Raw genomic sequence first — 19,366 nt, forward strand, 5'->3', positions numbered from 1 at the left:
AGGTAGTACTTTTTATCATACACCTTTTTCTAACTTGTTTTCTTGTGTTACGTTTTTGTTCAAAATGGGGTTTTCTATATGTTCAAAAACTTGCGTATTTGTTTAAAAAGTCTTATAAACCTTGTATATATCAAGTTTTATAGTACTTTTGCAGCAACAATCAAAACCATCGATTATGAAACGAACAAAGGTATTTTATAACGTACTCATCCTCTTGGCAGCCCTTCTTCTTACTGCTTGCCAGGACCAAAAAGACATCCCCGAAGTCTCTTCACCCGAGAAGAACCTCGTCCTGTCTGATCATATCTCCAACCAACAGGTGAAGAGCATCTGCGAAGACAGATACGGACAAATCTGGATAGGTACCTTCCGTGGTCTCAACAAGTATGATGGCAACCAGTATCACCAATACTACTGCGTGGACGATTCACTGGGATTGCCCGACAACAATATTACCGACATTTATCGTGACTCCCACAACCGACTCTGGGTAGCCACCGTCAACGGCGTATGCCTATACCAGGCCAATGGCAATTTCAAACGAGTAAGTATCAATGGCAATAACAAGAACATCGAAAAAATCCTGGAAGACAAGGAGGGAAGAATCTTCTTCCTCACGATGACAGACCTGTATCAATATGACGAAAATACCAACACAGCCATCATCAAGCTCTCCAAGATGGTGGAGAAGAACTGCTATAACTACTCTTGCCATATGGACCGAAAAGATGTGATGTGGATTGTTACCTCTTACTCTGTCAAGGGATATCGCACCCAAGACCTCAAACTTATCGTCCAAAGCCCTGTACAGAGTTATCCCATCGCCTCTTTTCTCCTCGATGGGCATCAGCTCTACATCTCTGGCTACAATGGAATGCAGCTCTTTGATACGGATACCAGGAAATGGCAACATCTCCCTGCAGCATTGCAAGGCTTGCAAATCCCCAACGACATGGTCAACTGCATCCATCCGTATGGCACAAAAGGCAACCTTCTGCTTAGCACCACCAAGCACGGATTACTCTATTTCAATGCCCAGAAGGGAACCATCCTGCCACAAAGCGACAAGAATTTCCCATTCGAAGAGCCTGATATGCAAGTCAACAAGATGTTAACCGACTCCAAGGGCAACCTTTGGCTTGGTTCTGAAGACGATGGCGTAAAAACCATCTATAGATACAAGGATATGTTTAACAGCATGCCTGCCCTTCAACGTGCCATCGGCAAACAGCCCGTACTCTCCGTAGCCACCGACAGGAATCATCACCTTTGGATTTCTACCAAGAGGAACGGACTCTATATGTATGACTTGCAAACCCAGCAACTCAAGGACATACCGCTGATTTCCTATAGCAACGGCAACAAGAAGAATGCCACCACCAACATCTTTGTGGATAGCAGCAATCATCTATGGCTAGCCAATGGCGACCATGTGGCAAAGTACCAATACGATGGCAACAATCTCAACAAGGTAGCTCCTACCCTTGCTTCATGCCTATGGACATCAGCCAAGATGCAAAGGGAAACATCTGGGTATCCACGGCATCCGTCAACATCTACTGCATTTCAGCACAAAGTGGAGAGATGACCAAAAAACAACTCTTCCCTACCACTTTCTGCTTCATTCCCAGCATCATGCTCTTGCAGAATGGCAACATGCTCATATCTGCCTTCTACAGACCTATCCTGGAAATGAATGGAGACAACTTCGATGTCCAAGAGTTTAAAGTGAATCCGGATGACTGGAAGAAGTGCATCAAGCGAAATGTGTATATCCCAACCAAGAACTATCAAGACCGCAAGGGCAACATCTGGTTGGGTACAGTTACCAACGGACTCTTGAAGTATGACGCAAAGAGCCACAAGCTGACCACCATAGCAGGAATCTCCTGCTCCGACATTTCCAGCATCGAGGAAGATAGAGATGGAAACATTTGGGTCAGTACGCTGTATGGACTCAACAAGATAGATGGAAAAACAGAAAAGGTAACCACCTACAACGAGGCTGACGGTGTGAAAGGCTTCCAATTCTACGATAGGGCATCGTGCAAGCTGTCAGATGGAACTCTCATCTTCGGCGGTACCCAGGGACTCACCATCTTCAATCCCCAAAACGTAAACACGAACCAACAGATAAGTCTGCTTTTCGAAACACTCAAGGTACATAATGAGATTATGCTTCCTGGCAAGAATGGATGTATCAAGGAGAGTATGGAAGAATCACCCCATATCCACCTAAGCTACAAACAAAACAGCTTCAGCATCGCCTTTTCGGCCATCGACTACAGCGACTACAAGCACATTCATTACTTCTACCAAATGGCAGGATTCGACAATACATGGATTGATGCAGGCAATAACAACGAGGCGTACTACTCTAATCTGCCAGCTGGCAACTATACCTTCAAGGTCAAGATGGTAGGCAACGACTCCGACAATATCATCGCCGAAAAAAGCATACAGGTAAGCATCGCCCCTGAGCCTTGGAACTCTTGGTGGGCATGGTGCCTATACCTTATTATAATGGGATGCGTCGGCTTCGTGATCTATCGGCAGAAGATGCGCATCAGCATCGAGAAGAACATGGTTCAAAAGGCTAAGGATGAGAAGGAGCAGGAACTGCGCATCAACAAGATGAACATGAGTTTCTTCGCCAACATCTCGCATGAGTTCCGGACACCACTCACCATGATTTCGGGACCAGTGGAACAACTCTGTGAAAGTGAAAGCATCAACAAGCACGACAAGTTGCTATTGAACATCATCAACCGAAGCGTGGATAGAATGCTGAGACTCGTCAACCAGTTGCTCGACTTCAACAAGTTGGAGAACGACACACTCCGCTTGCACGTCAAGCAAACCGACATTATCACCGAGATGAAGCGCATTATGGACCTCTTCATCGTGAATACCGAGGAGAAAGGTATCACCTTGAACTGTCACGGACTAGAAGGTTCCTACCTGATGCTTCTGGATTCCGACAAACTGGAAAAGATTATCAACAACCTGATGTCCAACGCCATGAAGTTTACCCCTCGTGGCGGTAAGATAGATGTATCTTTCGACACCGGTACACTAACAAGGGAGAACAGATTATCACCATCACGGTGGCTGATACAGGCAAGGGAATCCCACAGAATGAGGTGGAGAATATCTTCAAGCGATATTATCAGTTGAACAACCAGTCCACAGGCACCATCAACTGGGGTACTGGCATCGGACTCTACTATGCCCGCAGCCTGGCCGTCCTTCACCATGGCGATTTAAAGGCGGGCAATCGCAAGGACTGCCAGGGAGCCATCTTCACCGTTACCCTGCCTACCGATGAGAGCCTCTATGCCGCCAACGAGAAAGCCCCTTTGGAGCAAGACCAGAAGATGGCTTTTCCACTGCACGACAGTCAGAAAGTGGCAGACAAGGTAAGTCAAGACAACAGTACAGACAACCGTCCGAAAATACTCATCGTAGATGACGACACCGAAGTGGTGCATTATCTTCGTACCCTCCTGGCATCATCCTATCGCATCATCTATCGTTTCGATGCCGAGAGCGCCCTGAAGGCGACAAGGGAGGAAGAACCTAGCCTCATCCTCAGCGATGTGGTGATGCCGGGAATGAGCGGCTATGATCTCTGCAAGGAAATCAAGCAAGACATCCAACTCTGCCATATCCCAGTCATCCTGGTAACGGCAAAGACCACCACCGAAAACCAAGTGGAGGGACTGAACAGCGGAGCAGATGCCTACGTTACCAAACCATTCACCCCAAAGGTCCTCCTGGCAATGATCAACTCGCAACTCACCAACCGTGAGAAGACCAAGACCATCCTGACCAACGCCACGGAGACCGACAAGAACGTGGAGGAAGTGCTGTCGCCACAAGACAAACTCTTCATGGACGAACTCTATCATATGATGGAGCAGGAACTAGCCAACTCGGAACTGGATGTCAACAAGGTAACAAAACTGATGCACATCTCCCGCACAAAGCTCTACTACAAGGTCAAGGGACTCACAGGAGAGAATCCAAGCGTCTTCTTCAAGACCTATAAGCTCAATCGTGCCGCCACCCTCATCGTGGAAGGCAAGTACAACATCTCGGAGATTGCCTATATGACGGGATTCAACACCCTCTCCCACTTCTCAACCAGCTTCAAGAAGCAATTTGGATGTACACCGAGCGAATATAGTAAGAAAACTTATTAAATTTCGATGCGAAATAGATCCGTTTTGGGGAAAAATGCTTATCTTTGCATCCAGATTGATTTAATAATAAAAAAAGGAAATTAATTATGAACGCAATTCACACAGACAATGCGCCTGCAGCTATCGGTCCATATAGCCAGGCTATCGAAGTAAACGGTTTCGTATTTGCATCAGGTCAGATTCCTATCGACCCTGCAACAGGCAACTTCGTAGAGGGTGGCATCAAGGAGCAGACTCGTCAGAGCCTCACCAATGCCCAGAACATTCTGAAGGCAGCCGGCACCAATCTTTCTCACGTAGTGAAGACTACCGTTTATCTGAACAGCATGGACGATTTCGCAGCCATGAACGAGGTTTATGCCGAGTTCTTCAGCCAGCCATATCCAGCTCGCTCAGCCGTAGCCGTAGAGAAGTTGCCTAAGGGCGCACTCGTAGAGGTTGAGGTTTTGGCAGCTAAGTAATTCCTGCATTCCAGGAATCACAGGTCCGAAAACAACAAGGAAAAATATTTTTGATGGAATCCTGCATTACATTCAAGAATCTAAGCATTGGCTATCGTCAGAAGCATCAGCTCCGGGTGATAGCCTCTGCTGTTTCTGCCTCCCTGCAGCCGGGCGAGCTCACCTGCCTCATCGGTGCCAACGGAGTGGGTAAATCCACCCTGCTCAGAACCCTTTGCGGTTTCCAGCCTGCCCTGGATGGCGAAATTCTCCTTCAGGATCAGCCTCTTTCCGCTTATCCGGCGCTGCAGCTAGCCCGTCAGATCGGCGTGGTTCTCACCTCCCGTGTCGATGTTCCCCAGCTGTCTGTCAAGGAGATTGTAGGCATCGGCAGGTCTCCCTACACCAATTTCTGGGGCACCCTGACTCCGGCAGATCAGCAGATAGTAGATGAAGCCATCCATCAGGTCGGCATCCGTCACCTAGCCCAGCGCAACATCTCCGAGCTGAGCGATGGCGAGCGTCAGAAGACGATGATAGCCAAGGCGCTTGCCCAGCAGACCCGCATCATCATTCTCGACGAGCCTACCGCCTTCCTCGATTTCCCCAGCAAGGTAGAAACCCTTCAGATGCTCCGCCGCCTGGCACACGAGCAGCACAAGGCAATCCTGCTCTCCACTCACGATGTAGAGCTGGCGCTGCAGCTCTCCGACAGTCTCTGGCTGATGGAGCAGAACCGTCTCTCCATCGGCACCCCGAAGTTGCTTGCCGCCGATGGTTCCCTCTCGAGATTCATCGATCGCGACGGCATCCGGTTTAACCCGGAAGGGATGAGGATTGAGATAAAATTTCCATCACAGCTATCACAATAACAGTTATCACAGTTTTTACGGAGGGGGTATCTGAAGGGAAGAAAATATTAAATAGAACTAACTATATATATATATAATTATATAATATATATAGTTAGTTCTAGAATGAGAAAAAAGAAAAGTGTTTCGAGAAACAGTGATAACTGTTATTGTGATAGCTTTTTGGTGCAAAGCTATGGTTTGCTATCTCTAAAACTATGGTTTGTGATCTGCAAAACTATGTTTTCTCTTTATCAAACTATGAGTTAGTATTTTTAACGGAATTCGTATTCTGGGGCTGCTGAAAACCGGGGCATATCACACCCTTTTTTTATTTATTCATTACTGAGACTTGCGAAATTCAATATATTACTGTTCCCCTTTCGTTTTCTTATCCGCCACATACATTCCTATCAGGATGCAGGCGGCACCCGCCAGAAAATAGGGGGTAATCTGCTCGCCAAGCACCCACGAGGCGAAAATCATCGTCGTTATCGGGTTGAAATAGACCCAGTTGGTAGCCTTTACCGTTCCCAGTTTCGAGATGCACCAGTTCCACGTAAGGAAGCAGATCATAGAGGCAAGGCAGCCCAGAAAGAGCAGATTGCCGAATACCTGAGGGCGGGTGAATACCTCGAACGGAGGAAAACCCGGAATGAAGATATAATAAGGCAAGATGGTAAGAACACCATAGAAAAACACCTTGCGGGTGATGAATGCAGGACTGTAATCGCCCGTGGTTGACTTCATCAGCAGCGAATAAATCGCCCAGCACATACACGCCGTAAACGCCAGAGCATCGCCCACCGGAGAAAGATGAAGCACAAACCTGCCGTTCAATACCACGATGATCATACCCACAAATGCCAGAAGAGAACCCAGCAGTTGGACGATATGAATGCGGTTGGAATCCTTATAGACCAGACGAACCAGCAGGGTGGCAAAGAGCGGACACGAACAGACGATGAGCGAGGTATTGGTGGTGGTGGTGAAGTTCATCGCCTCATTCTCGCTGCAGAAATAGAGCGAACCGCCCGTAATGCCCAGCAGCGCCATCTTAGCCTCATCCTGCCAGGAATCGGCAAAAAGACGGCAATGATTGAACGCCAGCATCAGCACGTAGGCGATGCTGAAACGCAGGGTGAAGATCTGAGCAGGAGAAAGCCCGTTCAGCATCAGCACCTTGGTGGAAACGAAGGTGGTTCCCCAGATCGCCACCGTCAGGAAGGCTACAAGATGATAGAATATATTGTTATTTTTCGTTTGCATATCTTAATTTTTCCTTTAATGGTGCAAAAGTAAGATTTTTCTGTGGATAAACCAAGACTTCTGCATTTTTTTTGTAACTTTGCAGCATGATTTTCCATCCATTCCATCATACTTCAGAAAATGTTCCTGCAAGGATGAACAATCCTTTGGATTACGAACCGCATCCGCTCTGCATCCAGGCGTGCAGGGAAGTGCAGGAGATGCTTGCCAGACGAGAAGACTGGCAGGAAGAGATTGCACGCGGCAAAATGTTTGGTGTGCTCATCGTAGAAAATGTAAAAACAGATACCGATGTCCCGAAATGGGGATACCCAGCTGCCGATAGCGAGGCTCCGAAATGGGGATACCTGGCAGCCTACAGCGGACAGATTGGCGGAAGAAGCGACTGGGAGGACTTCGTGCCTGCCGTATTCGACTATCTGCAGCCCGACGGCTACTTCAAAACCCACGAGGCAGAGATTTCCCGTATCAACCAGAGCATCAGCCACCTGGAGAAGGATGAAAGGATGAAGGAAGCCAGAACCCTGATCCGGCAACTTCAGGAGGAGCGGAAGCGTACCATCGCCGCCTATCAGGAGAAGATGAAGGAAGCGAAGGCAAAGCGTGACAGCCGCAGAGAGGCAGGAACCTATCAGAAGCGGAAGAGGCGGAGATGATCAGGGAAAGCCAGTTTATGAAGGCTGAACTGCGCCGACTGAAGAAATCGCTCTCGGAAAAGACAGCCCTGGAAACGGAATTTGAGGATTATCAGGAGAATATACTGAGGCTGAAACAACTGCGCAAGCAACTCTCTGATGCCCTGCAGCAATGGCTTTTCTCGCAGTTCAGAATGCTGAATCAGGAGGGAGAAAGCAAGGATCTGCTGGAGATTTTCAGAGATGAAGCCCTGAAGGAGTATCCGCAGGCGGCGATAGCTACGAGCAGGATTGCAGCCCTGAAGATGGTGCCGCCAGCCGGGAGCGGCGAGTGCTGCGAACCGAAACTGCTGCAATATGCCTACCAGCATGGTTACAAACCGCTGCAGATGGCTATGTTCTGGTGGGGAGAAAGCCCGAAGGAGGAAATCCGTCACCACCTGCAGTTCTATCCTGCCTGCAACGGCAAGTGCAAGCCGATACTGCATTGGATGCTGCCATCATCGGTATTCGAAAGCCCTGCATCGGCAGAAAACGGCATCGGCGGACAGAAGGGACCATTCCCTAAGCAGGTAGAGATGCTCTATAAGCAGGTGGAAACGCTCTACGAAGACTGCGAGCTGACCGTGATCCACAAACCTGCAGGACTGCTCTCTGTACCGGGAAAGGACGCTGCCCAGCCATCGGTCTATGCGCTGATGCGAAGGAAATATCCCGAGGCTACCGGTCCGCTCATCGTTCACCGGCTGGACATGGCGACCAGCGGACTGATGATCATCGCCAAGACCGAATTTGCCTATCATCGCCTACAGAAGGAGTTTCTGAACCATCGGGTGCAGAAGAAATACATCGCCATCATTTCGGAAAAAGACATTCTGGGAAAGGAGATTTCAGGAAAAGACATTTCGGAAAAGGACATTTCGGGAAAAGACATTCCGGAAAAGGGAATCATCTCCCTTCCGCTGCTGCCCGATTATCTGAACCGCCCTCGCCAGATAGTGAATCACGAGCAGGGCAAGGAGGCCATTACGGAGTATGAAATTCTGGAGCGCATCGACGGCTCACATCTCCGCATCGCCCTCTATCCCAAGACGGGCAGAACCCACCAGCTGCGTGTGCATTGTGCCCATCAGGAGGGTTTGAATGCTCCCATCCTGGGTGATCCGCTCTACGGCAACGAGAAGGCTGCCCGACTGCATCTACATGCCGAGGAGATTACCTTCGAGCATCCCCTGACGGGTAAGAAAATAACGATAAAGAGAAAGGCTGATTTCTAAACGGAATCAGCCTTTTTCTGTCTATTTTTATTCAAGTTTTTCAAGTTAAGCCCTTCAGACGAAGAACATGATGATGACCTGGGCGATGATGACTCGGATAAACATGCCGAGCGGATAAACCGTAGCATAGCTGATGCTAGGTGTATCGCCATCCAGGGTCTCGTTGGCGTAGGTAAGCGCCATCGGATTCGCCATACTACCGCAGAGAATGCCGCAGATGCTGCCGAAATCGTACTTCTTGGTCTTCAGGATGATGAAGCCCACTATGATAACCGGAACCACCGTGATGAGGAAACCGATGCCTACCCACATCAAACCCTCGGGACGAACCACCGTCTCGAAGAACTGTCCACCAGCCGACAGACCCAGACAGCCCAGATACAGGGCAAGACCCAGCTCGCGGAGCATCAGTCCCGCACTACGCGTCATATAAGAGATGAACTGCACTCTAGGGCCCAGCGCACCTATCAGAATACCCATTACGATAGGACCACCGGCAATACCCAGACGTACGGGAGCCGTCATTCCCGGAATATTCAGCGGAATGGTTCCCACGGCGAGTCCCAGGATGATACCCAGGAAGATGGCGCCCAGGTTAGGCTCGTTGAGCGTCTTCACGGCATTGCCCAGGAACTGCTCCACATGGTCGATGCTCGTAGGGTCGCCCACCACCGTCAGGCGGTCGCCATACTGCAGACGGAGGTCGTCGGTAGCCAGCAGTCGGATATCACCACGCAGCACTCGGCTCACATTCACGCCATAGGTATTGCGCATCTGCAGGCTTCCCAGTCGCTTGCCGTTGAGTCCCGGACGGGTCATCACGATGATTCTGCTCTCCAGTTTGGCATCGATGGCGTTCCAGTCCACCTTATCATTATTCCACTCCTTATCCACCTTCTTTCCGAAGAGTATCTGCATGGCAGCTGCCTCATCCTTATTGGTAACCACGAGCACATTATCGTTGGTATGGAGCACGGTATCAGCCTCCGGAATGATGACCTGCTCGCCTCGCCATACACGGGAGATGATGAACTTGCGATGGGTCATCATCGAGATTTCGGCGATGGTACTGCCGTTGAGAGCCGGGTTTACGATGACGTACTGTCCGATGGATGTATGGTCATCCTCATCGGCACGTCGGATTTCCAGGTCCTCAGGCTTTACGAAGAGCTTGCGCAGGAACATCATCGCCAGGATGACGCCCACAACGCCCAGAGGATAGGTTACCGCACAGCCCAGGGCAGCTCCGCCGCTAGGCAATCCCAACTGCTGCAGCGCCTGCTGGGCAGCACCCAGAGCCGGAGTATTGGTGGTGGCACCGCAGAGAATTCCCACCATATCGGGCAGGCTCACGGGCAGCACCAGGCACAGGGCAAGCGAGAATACGGTGCCCACGGCGATGACTGCCAGGCTCCAGAGATTGAGCGAGATGCCTTCGTGGCGCATCGAACCGAAGAAGTTGGGACCCACATAGAGACCCAGCACATACACGAACATGGTGAGTCCGAAACTCTCGGCAAACTCCAGCATGTTCTCGTCGATGGAGAGCCCGAGATGGCCCGCCACGATGCCCACAAAGAATACGAGGCTATGCCGAGGGAGATTCCCTTGACATGAATCTTGCCCAGGGCAAGACCTAGGGTACAAATCAATGAAAGAATGACGATGCCTTGCACCGCCGAATGCACGTTGACTAAATTATCAAACCACATAATATAAGTTTCAATCTTTTCTCGAGATAATGTTCAGTTTACTAAATTCTGCTGCAAAGGTACATTAAATAAAGAACATCACAAAAGAAAAACGCCCTTTTCTTCTAAATATTTGCAACAAAAGTTGAATTTAAGGTAAAAAACCAAATCTAACTCGAAGTTTTTTGTACCTTTGCACCCGTTTAAAATAGAAATAGATGAAAGATATTTGTTGTATAGGGCACGTAACCAAAGATAAGATAGTTACCCCAAACAGAACTGTTTACATGGCTGGCGGAACATCGTTCTACTTCGCCTACGCCATCAACCAACTACCTAAGGATGTGAGCTTTTCGCTCATTACAGCAATGGATCCAACAGAAACAGAGCCTGTAGAAAAGATGCGCCAGGCGGGCATAGAAGTTACCCTCAATCCATCGCGCAATACCGTCTTCTTCGAGAATATCTACGGAGAAAACCAGAACGAGCGCAAGCAGCGTGTGCTTGCCAAGGCTGATCCATTCACCATCAGACAGCTGGAGCACGTGGAGGCGAAGGTCTATCACCTGGGAAGTCTGCTGAGCGATGATTTCTCGCCGGAGGTAGTAGAATTCCTCTCGCGCAGCGGAAGGGTTTCCATCGACGTGCAGGGCTATCTGCGCGAGGTGAGAGACGAGAAGGTGTATCCGATAGACTGGAAGGATAAGCTGGAAGTGCTGAAGCACACTTACTATCTGAAGGTGAACGAGACGGAGATGGAGACCATCACGGGGCTGAAGGAGCCACGCGAGGCTGCAAAGCTGATACATTCGTGGGGTGTTACCGAGGTAATCATCACGCTGGGCAGCGAGGGTTCGCTCGTCTATGTGGATGATACCTTCTATGAGATTCCTGCCTATCCGCCTCACGAGGTGGTGGATGCTACCGGATGCGGCGACACCTATTCTGCCGGTTATCTCTACAAGCGTCTGCAGGGTGCCACTCCTACCGAGGCTGGTAAGTTTGCGGCTGCCATGTGCACCATCAAACTGGAGCACAATGGTCCGTTCAACCGCACCATCCAGGACGTAGAACGCATCATGAAATAAATTTTAGATAATTTATCCTATTATCTTCTTATTTTTGCCTGAATTGGTGTAACTTTGCATCCTATATGGAACAGATTTCACCAATTCAGGCATTATTGCAACAACGCACCCTGCTCCAGCTGGAGTATTACACCGAGAAGGAAGCCTTCCGCAAGCTCACCGAACAGATGGGAATGCAGCGCAAGGTGAAACGAGGTGATGCCTGGTTCCCGCTCCGTGTGGGAAAAAGCTTTTATAATTCGCTGAACCAAACAGCCATTGAGGTCTTCCGTACCTCTGACCAGGATATCGAGCACAATTTTGAGTTCGGTCGCCCCGTCATGTTCTTTATGGTCAAGAAGATGGGGAAAAATGAGAACCAGGGCAGAAAAGTTCAAAGTATCAAATATTTTTCTTTTACGGGAACCGTGAGCTATGTGGATGGCGACAGAATGGTGATTACCGTGCCCGACTCTGCCCCATTGCTCGACTTGCAGCAATCTACGGAGCCTATCGGCGTGCAGCTATCCTTTGATGAAACCAGCTACAAACTGATGTTTGAAGCTCTGGACCGCGTGATGAAGGCAAAGAACAACCGCCTGGCTTATCTCCGCGATTTATTCTATTCGCATCAGAAGGCAGGCAAATTCTCCTTCGAACCGATGAAGTTCCCTTGGCTCAATCCTACCCAGGAAAGGGCTGTGAATGAGGTACTCTGGGCGAAGGATGTGGCAATCGTTCACGGACCTCCGGGAACCGGAAAGACCACGACCCTGGTGGAAGCCATCAACGAAACCCTGATGCGAGAGAGTCAGGTACTGGTGTGTGCACAGAGCAATATGGCGGTGGACTGGATTTCCGAAAAACTGGTGGATAGAGGTGTTAACGTGCTCCGTATCGGAAACCCTACCCGTGTGAACGACAAGATGCTGGGCTTCACCTACGAGCGCCGTTTTGAGAGTCATCCCGACTATCCGCAACTCTGGGCTATCCGCAAGGCAATCAGAGAATTAAGAAAAAACAAGAAGAAAGGCAGCGAGAACTATCATCAGAAGATGGATAGGCTGAAGAGTCGTGCCACCGAAATAGAAATCCGCATCAACAGCGAACTCTTTGGCGAGGCGCGTGTCATCGCCTGCACCCTGGTGGGTTCTGCCCACCGGTTGCTGGAGGGAATGAAGTTCGGCACCCTGTTTATCGACGAGGCAGCGCAGGCATTGGAAGCCGCCTGCTGGATTCCAATGAAGAGAGCCAGCCGGGTGATTCTGGCGGGCGACCATTGTCAGCTGCCGCCTACCGTGAAGAGTATTGCAGCCTTAAGAGCCGGACTTGGCAAGACCCTGATGGAGCGCATTGCCGAAAACAAGCCGGAAGTAGTAACCCTGCTGAAAATCCAATACCGCATGAACGATGAAATTATGCGATTCTCCAGCGACTGGTTCTATGGGGGCAAGGTGGAGAGTGCGCCTCAGATCAAATACCGCAGCGTATTGGATTACGACCATCCGATAACGTGGATTGATACTTCAAACGAGGAGAATCAGATAACGATAGAAGGAGAAGATGCTCCTGAGGATTCTGCTTCCGCATCATCTTCTGTATCTGCATCATCTTCTGCATCTGCATCATCTTCTGCATCTGCAGCCAATCAGAATTCTGATTTGAACTTCAAGGAGCAGTTTGTGGGCGAGAGTTTCGGGCGTATCAACAAGGCGGAAGCCGAGCTTACGCTGCTTACCCTGGCAGAATACTTCACCAAGATAGGCAAGCAGCGGGTATTGAGCGAGAGCATCGACGTAGGCATCATTTCGCCTTATCGTGCCCAGGTGCAGTATCTGAAGAAGCTCATCAAGAAGTATGAGTTCTTCAAGCCTTACCGCCGCCTCATCAGCGTAAACACGGTGGATGGTTTCCAGGGTCAGGAAAGAGACGTGATCCTCATCTCGCTGGTGCGTTCCAACGATGAAGGTCAGATCGGTTTCCTGAAAGACCTCCGCCGCATGAACGTGGCGATGACGAGAGCCCGCATGAAGCTCATCATCCTGGGCAACAAGGACACGATGACGAAGCATCCTTTCTACAAGAAACTGTGGGAGTATGTGGAGGCAATCAACAACAACGAATAAAATAACGAATAAAATAAAGACTATTTTATGCTACAACGAGACTACATACAGCGACTGATTCGCGAGTTTATGGCGGCACTCGAAAGAATGCTCGAAAAGAAAGAGGTGGAGGTGAGACATGAGAAGATTAAGGAGCTCTACAATCAATACGTGGGTCCCTACGCCTTCTACAGCATCGCCACCATCGAGGATGTGATGAAGGCGATGGCAGGAATCGACGACGAGGAGAAACGACTCTCCAAGATGGACATGCTTGCCGAACTCTACTACCACGAGGCGGATACCGTGGGACAGCCCGCAAGAGATGAACTGCTGAACAAGGCGTTCATGCTCTTCGATTATGTGGAAGCCCACGGAGATACGTTCTCCATTGAGCGCCGCAACAAAATGGCACAAATCAAACAGAAGATAGGAGATGCGCTCTACTAATGATATGACGGTAGGTTCGCCCATGCGAGCCATCATCAAATTTGCGATTCCACTTATCTTGGGTTACATCCTTCAGCAGATGTATCTCATCATCGATGCTGCCATCGTGGGAAGATGGATTGGCGTAGGAGCTCTTGCGGCTGTTGGCGCATCCAGCTCCATTATGTTTCTCATCATGGGCTTCTGCAACGGCTCCTGTGCCGGTTTTGCCATCCCTATCGCCCAGGCTTTCGGTGCCAGGGATTACGCCAAGATGCGGGCTTACGTGAGCAACAGCATCCGTATCGCCGTGGTGTTTGCTGTGGTCATCACCTTTCTTTCCTGCATCTTCTGCGGAAAGATTCTGCATCTGGTGAATACGCCGAAGGAGGTGTTCGATGACGCCTACATCTTCCTGATGCTGCAGTTTGCGGCGATTCCTTTCACCATCGGCTACAATCTGCTCTCCGGTCAGATCCGTGCCATGGGCAACTCGAAGCAGCCTTTCTATTTCCTCATTACCGCCTCGGTCATCAACATCATTCTCGATGGCATTCTGATTCTCGGCATGGGACTGGGCGTAGAGGGAGCAGGTATTGCCACCTGGCTTTCTCAGGGAATCTCCGTGCTGCTCAGTATCTGGTTTATCAAAAAGAAAATGCAGATTCTGATTCCGAAGGGTGAGGAAAGGAAATTCGACAACAAGAAGGTAAGCATTCTGCTGAACAACGGCGTTCCGATGGGTCTGCAGTTCTCGATTACTGCCATTGGTCTCATCATGCTGCAGAGTGCCAACAACGCTCTGGGAACGGTTTATGTGGCTGCATTTACTGCCTCTATGCGCATCAAATATCTCTTTACCTGCGTTTTCGAGAACATCGGAGTGGCAATGGCTACCTATTGCGGTCAGAACCTGGGAGCCAGAAAGTTGGATAGAATCGGTCAGGGCGTAAGGGCTTCCATCAGGATGATGCTGGTTTATTTCGTCTTCACCTTCCTGCTCATCTATCCGTTTGCCGACGAGATGATGATGCTCTTCGTGGATAAGGGCGAGGCTGAGGTGGTAACTTATGCAGCACAGTTTATGCGCATAGCCAACTATTTCTATCCTTGTCTAGGCTTGCTCACCATCCTGCGCTACAGCATTCAGGGATTGGGTTACAGCAACCTCTCGATGCTGAGTGGCGTAATGGAAATGATAGCGAGATGCGGCGTGAGTCTCTGGCTGGTACCTGCCTGGCGTGGACGGGAGTCTGCTTCGGCGACCCTGTGGCGTGGGTCATGGCAGATCTCTTCCTCATTCCCGCCTTCCTGTGGCTTTATAAGCATCTGAAGAAGGAGCAAGTCCGCTAGGCGTTCCTCCGGATTTGCAATCCGGAGTCAAAAAAGGTTCGACCTACTTCTTGCGGATTTGCAATCCGCACAACCAAGCTCTCATTTATTTAAAAATTTGCATTAAAAAATATTCTGCTAAGGGTTAGGAAAATGAAAATTCGATTGTAATATAGGCAAAAGAAAAGAAATAAAGTAATGCAAATAAACAAAAAAACGATAGAACTGCTCTTCCGGCAGCATTATCTGAGGATGTACCAATTGGCCAGGGTACTTCTGAAGGATGATGCAGCCAGCAAGGATGTGGTGAGCGAAGTCTTTGCCGATGTGCTCAACGGAAAGACCCAACTGGGACTTGATAACGAGACGGCTAACGACAAGACAATAGCCAGCGAACCGCCCCTGCCTTCCGCCAACGCCGGGAGCTATCTTCTGGTGTGTGTGCGCCATAAATGCCTCAACCTGTTGAGCCGACAGAAGATGAAAGACCGGGTTCATCACCTCCTGAAAGCCGATACTTCGCCTTCGATAGCTCCCCTGGAAGCGACGATTGCCGAAATAGACAGGGAGACAGAAAAGTACGAGGCAATTCAGACTTATATGGATGCTGAACTCACGCCACAAACCCGCAAGGTACTCGATCTCCGCTTTCGGCAGAAACTGAAATATCGGGAGATTGCTACGGAATTGGGCATCAGCGAAGTGGCAGTTTATAAGCATCTGGCGCAAGGCATCAGAAAATTAAAGCAAAAGTTTAACCCTTAGCAGATTTATTATGGACAAGTTTGAAAAAATACTGGATATCATCGACCATCAGGAGAAGTATTCTGATGAGGAGATTCGTGAAATATTGCAGGATGAGGAATGCCGAAAACTCTATCAGACGATGGTGGAAGTGGATTCTGCACTTGAAAGCCCCTCTCCTATTATTAATGTAGATGAGGAATGGGAGAAATTCAGCCAGGAGCATCAACTTCAGGAAAAAGCAACTCATCCTATAACTTCCTGGCGTAAACTGGCAGCATCCATCGCCGGCTTTGTCTTGATTTCGGGTATTGCCTTTGCCGCAATCCATACTTACATCAAGCGCTGCCAGGAACCAACCCAGGTAACGGCTGATACTCATCCGGAAGCCATAAAATCAGATTCCGCAAAGCAGGTAGCAGCAAAGGATTCCCTGACTCATCCGAAACCAGAAAAGCCGGCCATTCACAAGACTTTCGAGAATGTGGCTTTCGAGAAGATGCTTTCTGAAATTGCTTCTTATTATGATTTACAAGTAAAGTTTGAGAATAACGAGGACAAGACCCTCCGCCTCTATTACGAATGGAACAGTCATTCGAGCATCGAGAACATCGTAAAAGAACTGAACCAATTCGAGAATGTAAACATTGAATTGCAACAAAACGAGCTGATTGTAAAATAACAAATAAAAAGCAACATCATTATGAGAAGATTTTCAGCCATCATATTCCTGCTGTACACGTTCGCCCTGGCGATGAGCGCACAGCACATCCAGCGCAACTATCACGACCGCAGCATGTCGGACGTCCTCATCGACCTCGACAAGGCTTCCAAGCGCTATAAAATCAGCTTCATCTACAACGAACTGGAGGATTTCACAGTTACCCAGAACGTGAAGACAGCCAATATTCCCGATGCCATCCGCAAGGTAATCGGTTTCTATCCGATGCAGATGACCGTAGGTGACAGCCTCATCACCGTGGAGTGCATGCGCAAGAGCGAGCGCAAGCTGATAGGCAGACTGATAGACAATCACAATCTTCCTGTAGAATTCGCCAATATCCAGCTGCTCAACCCGAAGGATTCCTCCTTTCTCTGTGGAGGCGTGAGCAACGCTAACGGCGATTTCGTCATCCCCTGCCAGCAGAAACAGGCCCTCATGAAGGTTTCGTTCGTAGGCTACAAGACGATTTGTAAGCTGGTACCTATTGCCCGCATCGGAAATGTGAGGATGCAGGCGAATTCATACCTGTTGAAAGGGGTGACCGTTGAAGCCGCAAGGGTTGTAGAAAAAGTAGATAGACAAATCATCTTCCCTACAAAAGAGCAGGTGAAAACGGCTTCCAATGGTTATGATCTGTTGGACAACTTGTCTTTGCCTACCATTATCGTAAATCGAGCAGAACGCAAAGTTCAGTCATTAAAGGGCGGAGATGTGCAAATACGCATCAACGATGTCAAGGCTAGCATGCAAGATGTATTGGCTTTGCAGCCGGATGAAGTTACAAAGGTGGAATTCATCAATGTTCCAGGACTCAAATATGGAGACAGCAATCTGGATGCAGTCATCAACTACCAGGTCCGCCGACGTTATGCCGGTTATGTGGGTGGAGTTTCTACGATGCAAGGCACCAAGGCAGGTTTCAATAATAGCGACGGTTATTTCAAATACAATGTGAAGAAATCGGAATTCAGCATCAACTACAGTTTCTCCTATCGCTCGGTAGAGGAACGAAGCTATGAGAGTCTCGGTACTTATCATCTGCCCACAGGAGAAACTCTACATCGCAATTATTTAGGTTATGATTCTCCGTTCCTATACACCACCAATAATGTACAGTTGGGTTATAATCTTAGTGAGCCAGACAAATATACATTGAATGTACGGTTGAATTTCTACAATCACAACAGTCCTGTGAGAGGCATGAACCAGCTTTATCAAGAAAGCGGCAAGGCAAATCAATATCTGCAAAACAACAGAAAAATGCTGGAGCAGATTCCATCTCTGGACATTTATTATTCGCTCAACATGCCCCATGACCAGAACCTGGCTCTGAACCTGGTGGGTACTTACATCGGCACAGATTACCAGTATCGTATGAGGGAATATACGTTCAACAAATCGCCGGATGAATCTGTAAAGAACGCTCCGCTGACCGATTACAGTTATGATGCAACTGGTAGAAAGCGATCTCTTATTGGTGAAGGAACATACAGCAAGAACTGGAAACAGATGGCTTTATCGGTAGGTGGACAATATAATATCAGCCACACAGATAACATCTATGTGGGAAGCAGTAATGCTGATACGGAATTGAAGTACAGCAATCTCTATCTTTTCACCCAGCTACAGGGACAACAGAAGTGGTTCAGTTATCAGGTGGGAGTTGGCGCAACCAGGTCTTCCATCCATCAGGGGGAGAACGGATACAGCAAATGGCTGTTTCGACCACAGGTAACTTTACAGGCAAAGGCTAGCGACCGTCTGAGTTTTAAATGGAGCAGCAAAATCACGTCAGACATCCCAAGCCTTTCCGACTTGAGCGAGTTGCGCCAATATTCCAACAGCTTTGAGGCGCGTGACGGCAATAGCGGTCTGAAGCCATTTACCGGCTACAACAATACCTTGTCGGCTTCCTGGAACATTCCGCTGATGTCTGTGTACCTGGAGGGAAACTGGACGTATTACGACAAGCCTATAGCTACTTCTATCTTGCCCGAAAAGCGGGAGGATGGCTCTTATCTCTTTGTGAGCAAACCTAAGAATCAGAAGAGTCATAATTACAAGCACCTGCTGTTGACTCCTGAAGTTCACCTCATCAAGGATCATCTGGATTTGAACCTTATGTGCGAGTATCAGAATGTCAAGACAAAGGGTTTGGATTATTCCCACGAGTTCAATTACTTCAGTTATGGAGCAGAAATTCGGTACATGACGGGCAATTGGAACATTGGCTATGGTGCCTATAAGGTGGAAAAGAGTTTTTGGGGAGAAAAGACAAACGGCGGAGAGCCAACCTCCAATCTTGCCGTAACCTACAGTTATAAGAACTGGCAGTTTGGCGTTCTCGGATTATTCGTATTCTATCCTCATGGCTGCGTGTATAAGGATGAACTTTTCAACAAGTATGTGCAGCAGAAGAACAAGGTACGCCTTGCTGACCAGGGCAACATGCTTGTCTTTGCTGCCAGCTTCAACTTCAGTCATGGCCGCAAATACCATACAGGCAGCCGTAAGCTGAACAATAGCGATAGAGATAATGGTATCAGATAAAACGACGACTTGTAGTTATAAAAAATAATCTTTCTAACTGGGAAAAT

12 protein-coding genes and 3 pseudogenes are annotated in these 19,366 nt (G+C 48.8%); 13 read left to right on the top strand and 2 right to left on the bottom strand.

Going from position 1 to position 19,366, the window contains the following annotated elements:
* Nucleotides 1-175 precede the first annotated feature (175 nt).
* The 5 genes from DW830_RS16165 (at nt 176) to DW830_RS00060 (ending at nt 5,517) form a co-directional block, all read left to right on the top strand.
* A complete protein-coding gene (locus tag DW830_RS16165) occupies nt 176-1,588 on the top strand; it encodes a two-component regulator propeller domain-containing protein (RefSeq protein WP_233544307.1) in 1,413 nt (470 codons plus the stop codon).
* Nucleotides 1,498-3,177: a histidine kinase dimerization/phospho-acceptor domain-containing protein gene (locus DW830_RS16170; RefSeq protein WP_233544308.1), complete on the top strand. Its 1,680-nt coding sequence runs from the start codon at nt 1,498-1,500 to the stop codon at nt 3,175-3,177. Before DW830_RS16165 ends, DW830_RS16170 begins: the two co-directional genes overlap by 91 nt.
* The gene (locus DW830_RS16175) at nt 3,108-4,205 is read left to right on the top strand and encodes a response regulator (protein WP_233544309.1); all 1,098 of its coding nucleotides are present in this window, start codon (nt 3,108-3,110) and stop codon (nt 4,203-4,205) included. The genes DW830_RS16170 and DW830_RS16175 overlap by 70 nt, the downstream gene beginning before the upstream one ends.
* A gap of 86 nt (nt 4,206-4,291) precedes the next feature.
* Nucleotides 4,292-4,666 (top strand): RidA family protein, encoded by a 375-nt coding sequence (locus DW830_RS00055; protein WP_119248421.1) that lies wholly within the window; start codon nt 4,292-4,294, stop codon nt 4,664-4,666.
* Between the two features lie 53 nt (nt 4,667-4,719).
* The gene (locus tag DW830_RS00060) at nt 4,720-5,517 is read left to right on the top strand and encodes an ABC transporter ATP-binding protein (RefSeq protein ID WP_119248422.1); all 798 of its coding nucleotides are present in this window, start codon (nt 4,720-4,722) and stop codon (nt 5,515-5,517) included.
* Between the two features lie 348 nt (nt 5,518-5,865).
* Here DW830_RS00060 and DW830_RS00065 read toward each other — a convergent pair whose 3' ends face one another.
* Nucleotides 5,866-6,765: a DMT family transporter gene (locus tag DW830_RS00065; RefSeq protein WP_119248423.1), complete on the bottom strand. Its 900-nt coding sequence runs from the start codon at nt 6,763-6,765 to the stop codon at nt 5,866-5,868.
* Between the two features lie 86 nt (nt 6,766-6,851).
* Between DW830_RS00065 and DW830_RS00070 the strand changes: the two are divergent.
* Nucleotides 6,852-8,677 (top strand): annotated as a pseudogene (locus tag DW830_RS00070) (pseudouridine synthase).
* A gap of 54 nt (nt 8,678-8,731) precedes the next feature.
* Here DW830_RS00070 and DW830_RS00075 read toward each other — a convergent pair.
* Nucleotides 8,732-10,392 (bottom strand): annotated as a pseudogene (locus DW830_RS00075) (putative transporter).
* Between the two features lie 194 nt (nt 10,393-10,586).
* On the opposite strand from DW830_RS00075, the gene DW830_RS00080 reads away from it, so the two are divergent.
* The 7 genes and pseudogenes from DW830_RS00080 to DW830_RS00110 all read left to right on the top strand — a co-directional run bounded on the left by DW830_RS00080 (nt 10,587) and on the right by DW830_RS00110 (nt 19,319).
* Complete coding sequence (locus DW830_RS00080) at nt 10,587-11,456, top strand: PfkB family carbohydrate kinase (protein ID WP_119248424.1); 870 nt, start codon at nt 10,587-10,589, stop codon at nt 11,454-11,456.
* Nucleotides 11,457-11,521: 65 nt separating this feature from the next.
* Nucleotides 11,522-13,561, top strand: a complete 2,040-nt coding sequence (locus tag DW830_RS00085; RefSeq protein WP_119248425.1) for an AAA domain-containing protein — start codon at nt 11,522-11,524, stop codon at nt 13,559-13,561.
* 27 nt (nt 13,562-13,588) lie between these two features.
* A complete protein-coding gene (locus tag DW830_RS00090; protein ID WP_119248426.1) occupies nt 13,589-13,990 on the top strand; it encodes a hypothetical protein in 402 nt (133 codons plus the stop codon).
* Nucleotides 13,977-15,322, top strand: a pseudogene (locus tag DW830_RS00095) (MATE family efflux transporter). Before DW830_RS00090 ends, DW830_RS00095 begins: the two are co-directional and overlap by 14 nt.
* A gap of 177 nt (nt 15,323-15,499) precedes the next feature.
* Entirely contained in the window at nt 15,500-16,066 is a 567-nt protein-coding gene (locus DW830_RS00100) for a sigma-70 family RNA polymerase sigma factor (protein ID WP_119248427.1), read from the top strand.
* Nucleotides 16,067-16,076: 10 nt separating this feature from the next.
* Entirely contained in the window at nt 16,077-16,727 is a 651-nt protein-coding gene (locus tag DW830_RS00105; RefSeq protein ID WP_119248428.1) for a DUF4974 domain-containing protein, read from the top strand.
* A 21-nt stretch (nt 16,728-16,748) separates the two neighbouring features.
* Nucleotides 16,749-19,319: a TonB-dependent receptor gene (locus DW830_RS00110; protein ID WP_119248429.1), complete on the top strand. Its 2,571-nt coding sequence runs from the start codon at nt 16,749-16,751 to the stop codon at nt 19,317-19,319.
* Nucleotides 19,320-19,366 lie beyond the last annotated feature (47 nt).

It is taken from the genome of Prevotella sp. AM34-19LB (assembly GCF_003468525.1).
In the GTDB taxonomy this organism is placed as follows: Bacteria; Bacteroidota; Bacteroidia; order Bacteroidales; family Bacteroidaceae; genus Prevotella.

Bases quoted from the DNA above. Each gene is read 5' to 3' on its own strand.
- DW830_RS16165 (WP_233544307.1), top strand. From the start codon at position 176: ATGAAACGAACAAAGGTATTTTATAACGTACTCATCCTCTTGGCAGCC.
- DW830_RS16170 (WP_233544308.1), top strand. From the start codon at position 1,498: ATGGACATCAGCCAAGATGCAAAGGGAAACATCTGGGTATCCACGGCA.
- DW830_RS00055 (WP_119248421.1), top strand. From the start codon at position 4,292: ATGAACGCAATTCACACAGACAATGCGCCTGCAGCTATCGGTCCATAT.
- DW830_RS00060 (WP_119248422.1), top strand. From the start codon at position 4,720: ATGGAATCCTGCATTACATTCAAGAATCTAAGCATTGGCTATCGTCAG.
- DW830_RS00065 (WP_119248423.1), bottom strand. From the start codon at position 6,765: ATGCAAACGAAAAATAACAATATATTCTATCATCTTGTAGCCTTCCTG.
- DW830_RS00080 (WP_119248424.1), top strand. From the start codon at position 10,587: ATGAAAGATATTTGTTGTATAGGGCACGTAACCAAAGATAAGATAGTT.
- DW830_RS00085 (WP_119248425.1), top strand. From the start codon at position 11,522: ATGGAACAGATTTCACCAATTCAGGCATTATTGCAACAACGCACCCTG.
- DW830_RS00090 (WP_119248426.1), top strand. From the start codon at position 13,589: ATGCTACAACGAGACTACATACAGCGACTGATTCGCGAGTTTATGGCG.
- DW830_RS00100 (WP_119248427.1), top strand. From the start codon at position 15,500: ATGCAAATAAACAAAAAAACGATAGAACTGCTCTTCCGGCAGCATTAT.
- DW830_RS00105 (WP_119248428.1), top strand. From the start codon at position 16,077: ATGGACAAGTTTGAAAAAATACTGGATATCATCGACCATCAGGAGAAG.
- DW830_RS00110 (WP_119248429.1), top strand. From the start codon at position 16,749: ATGAGAAGATTTTCAGCCATCATATTCCTGCTGTACACGTTCGCCCTG.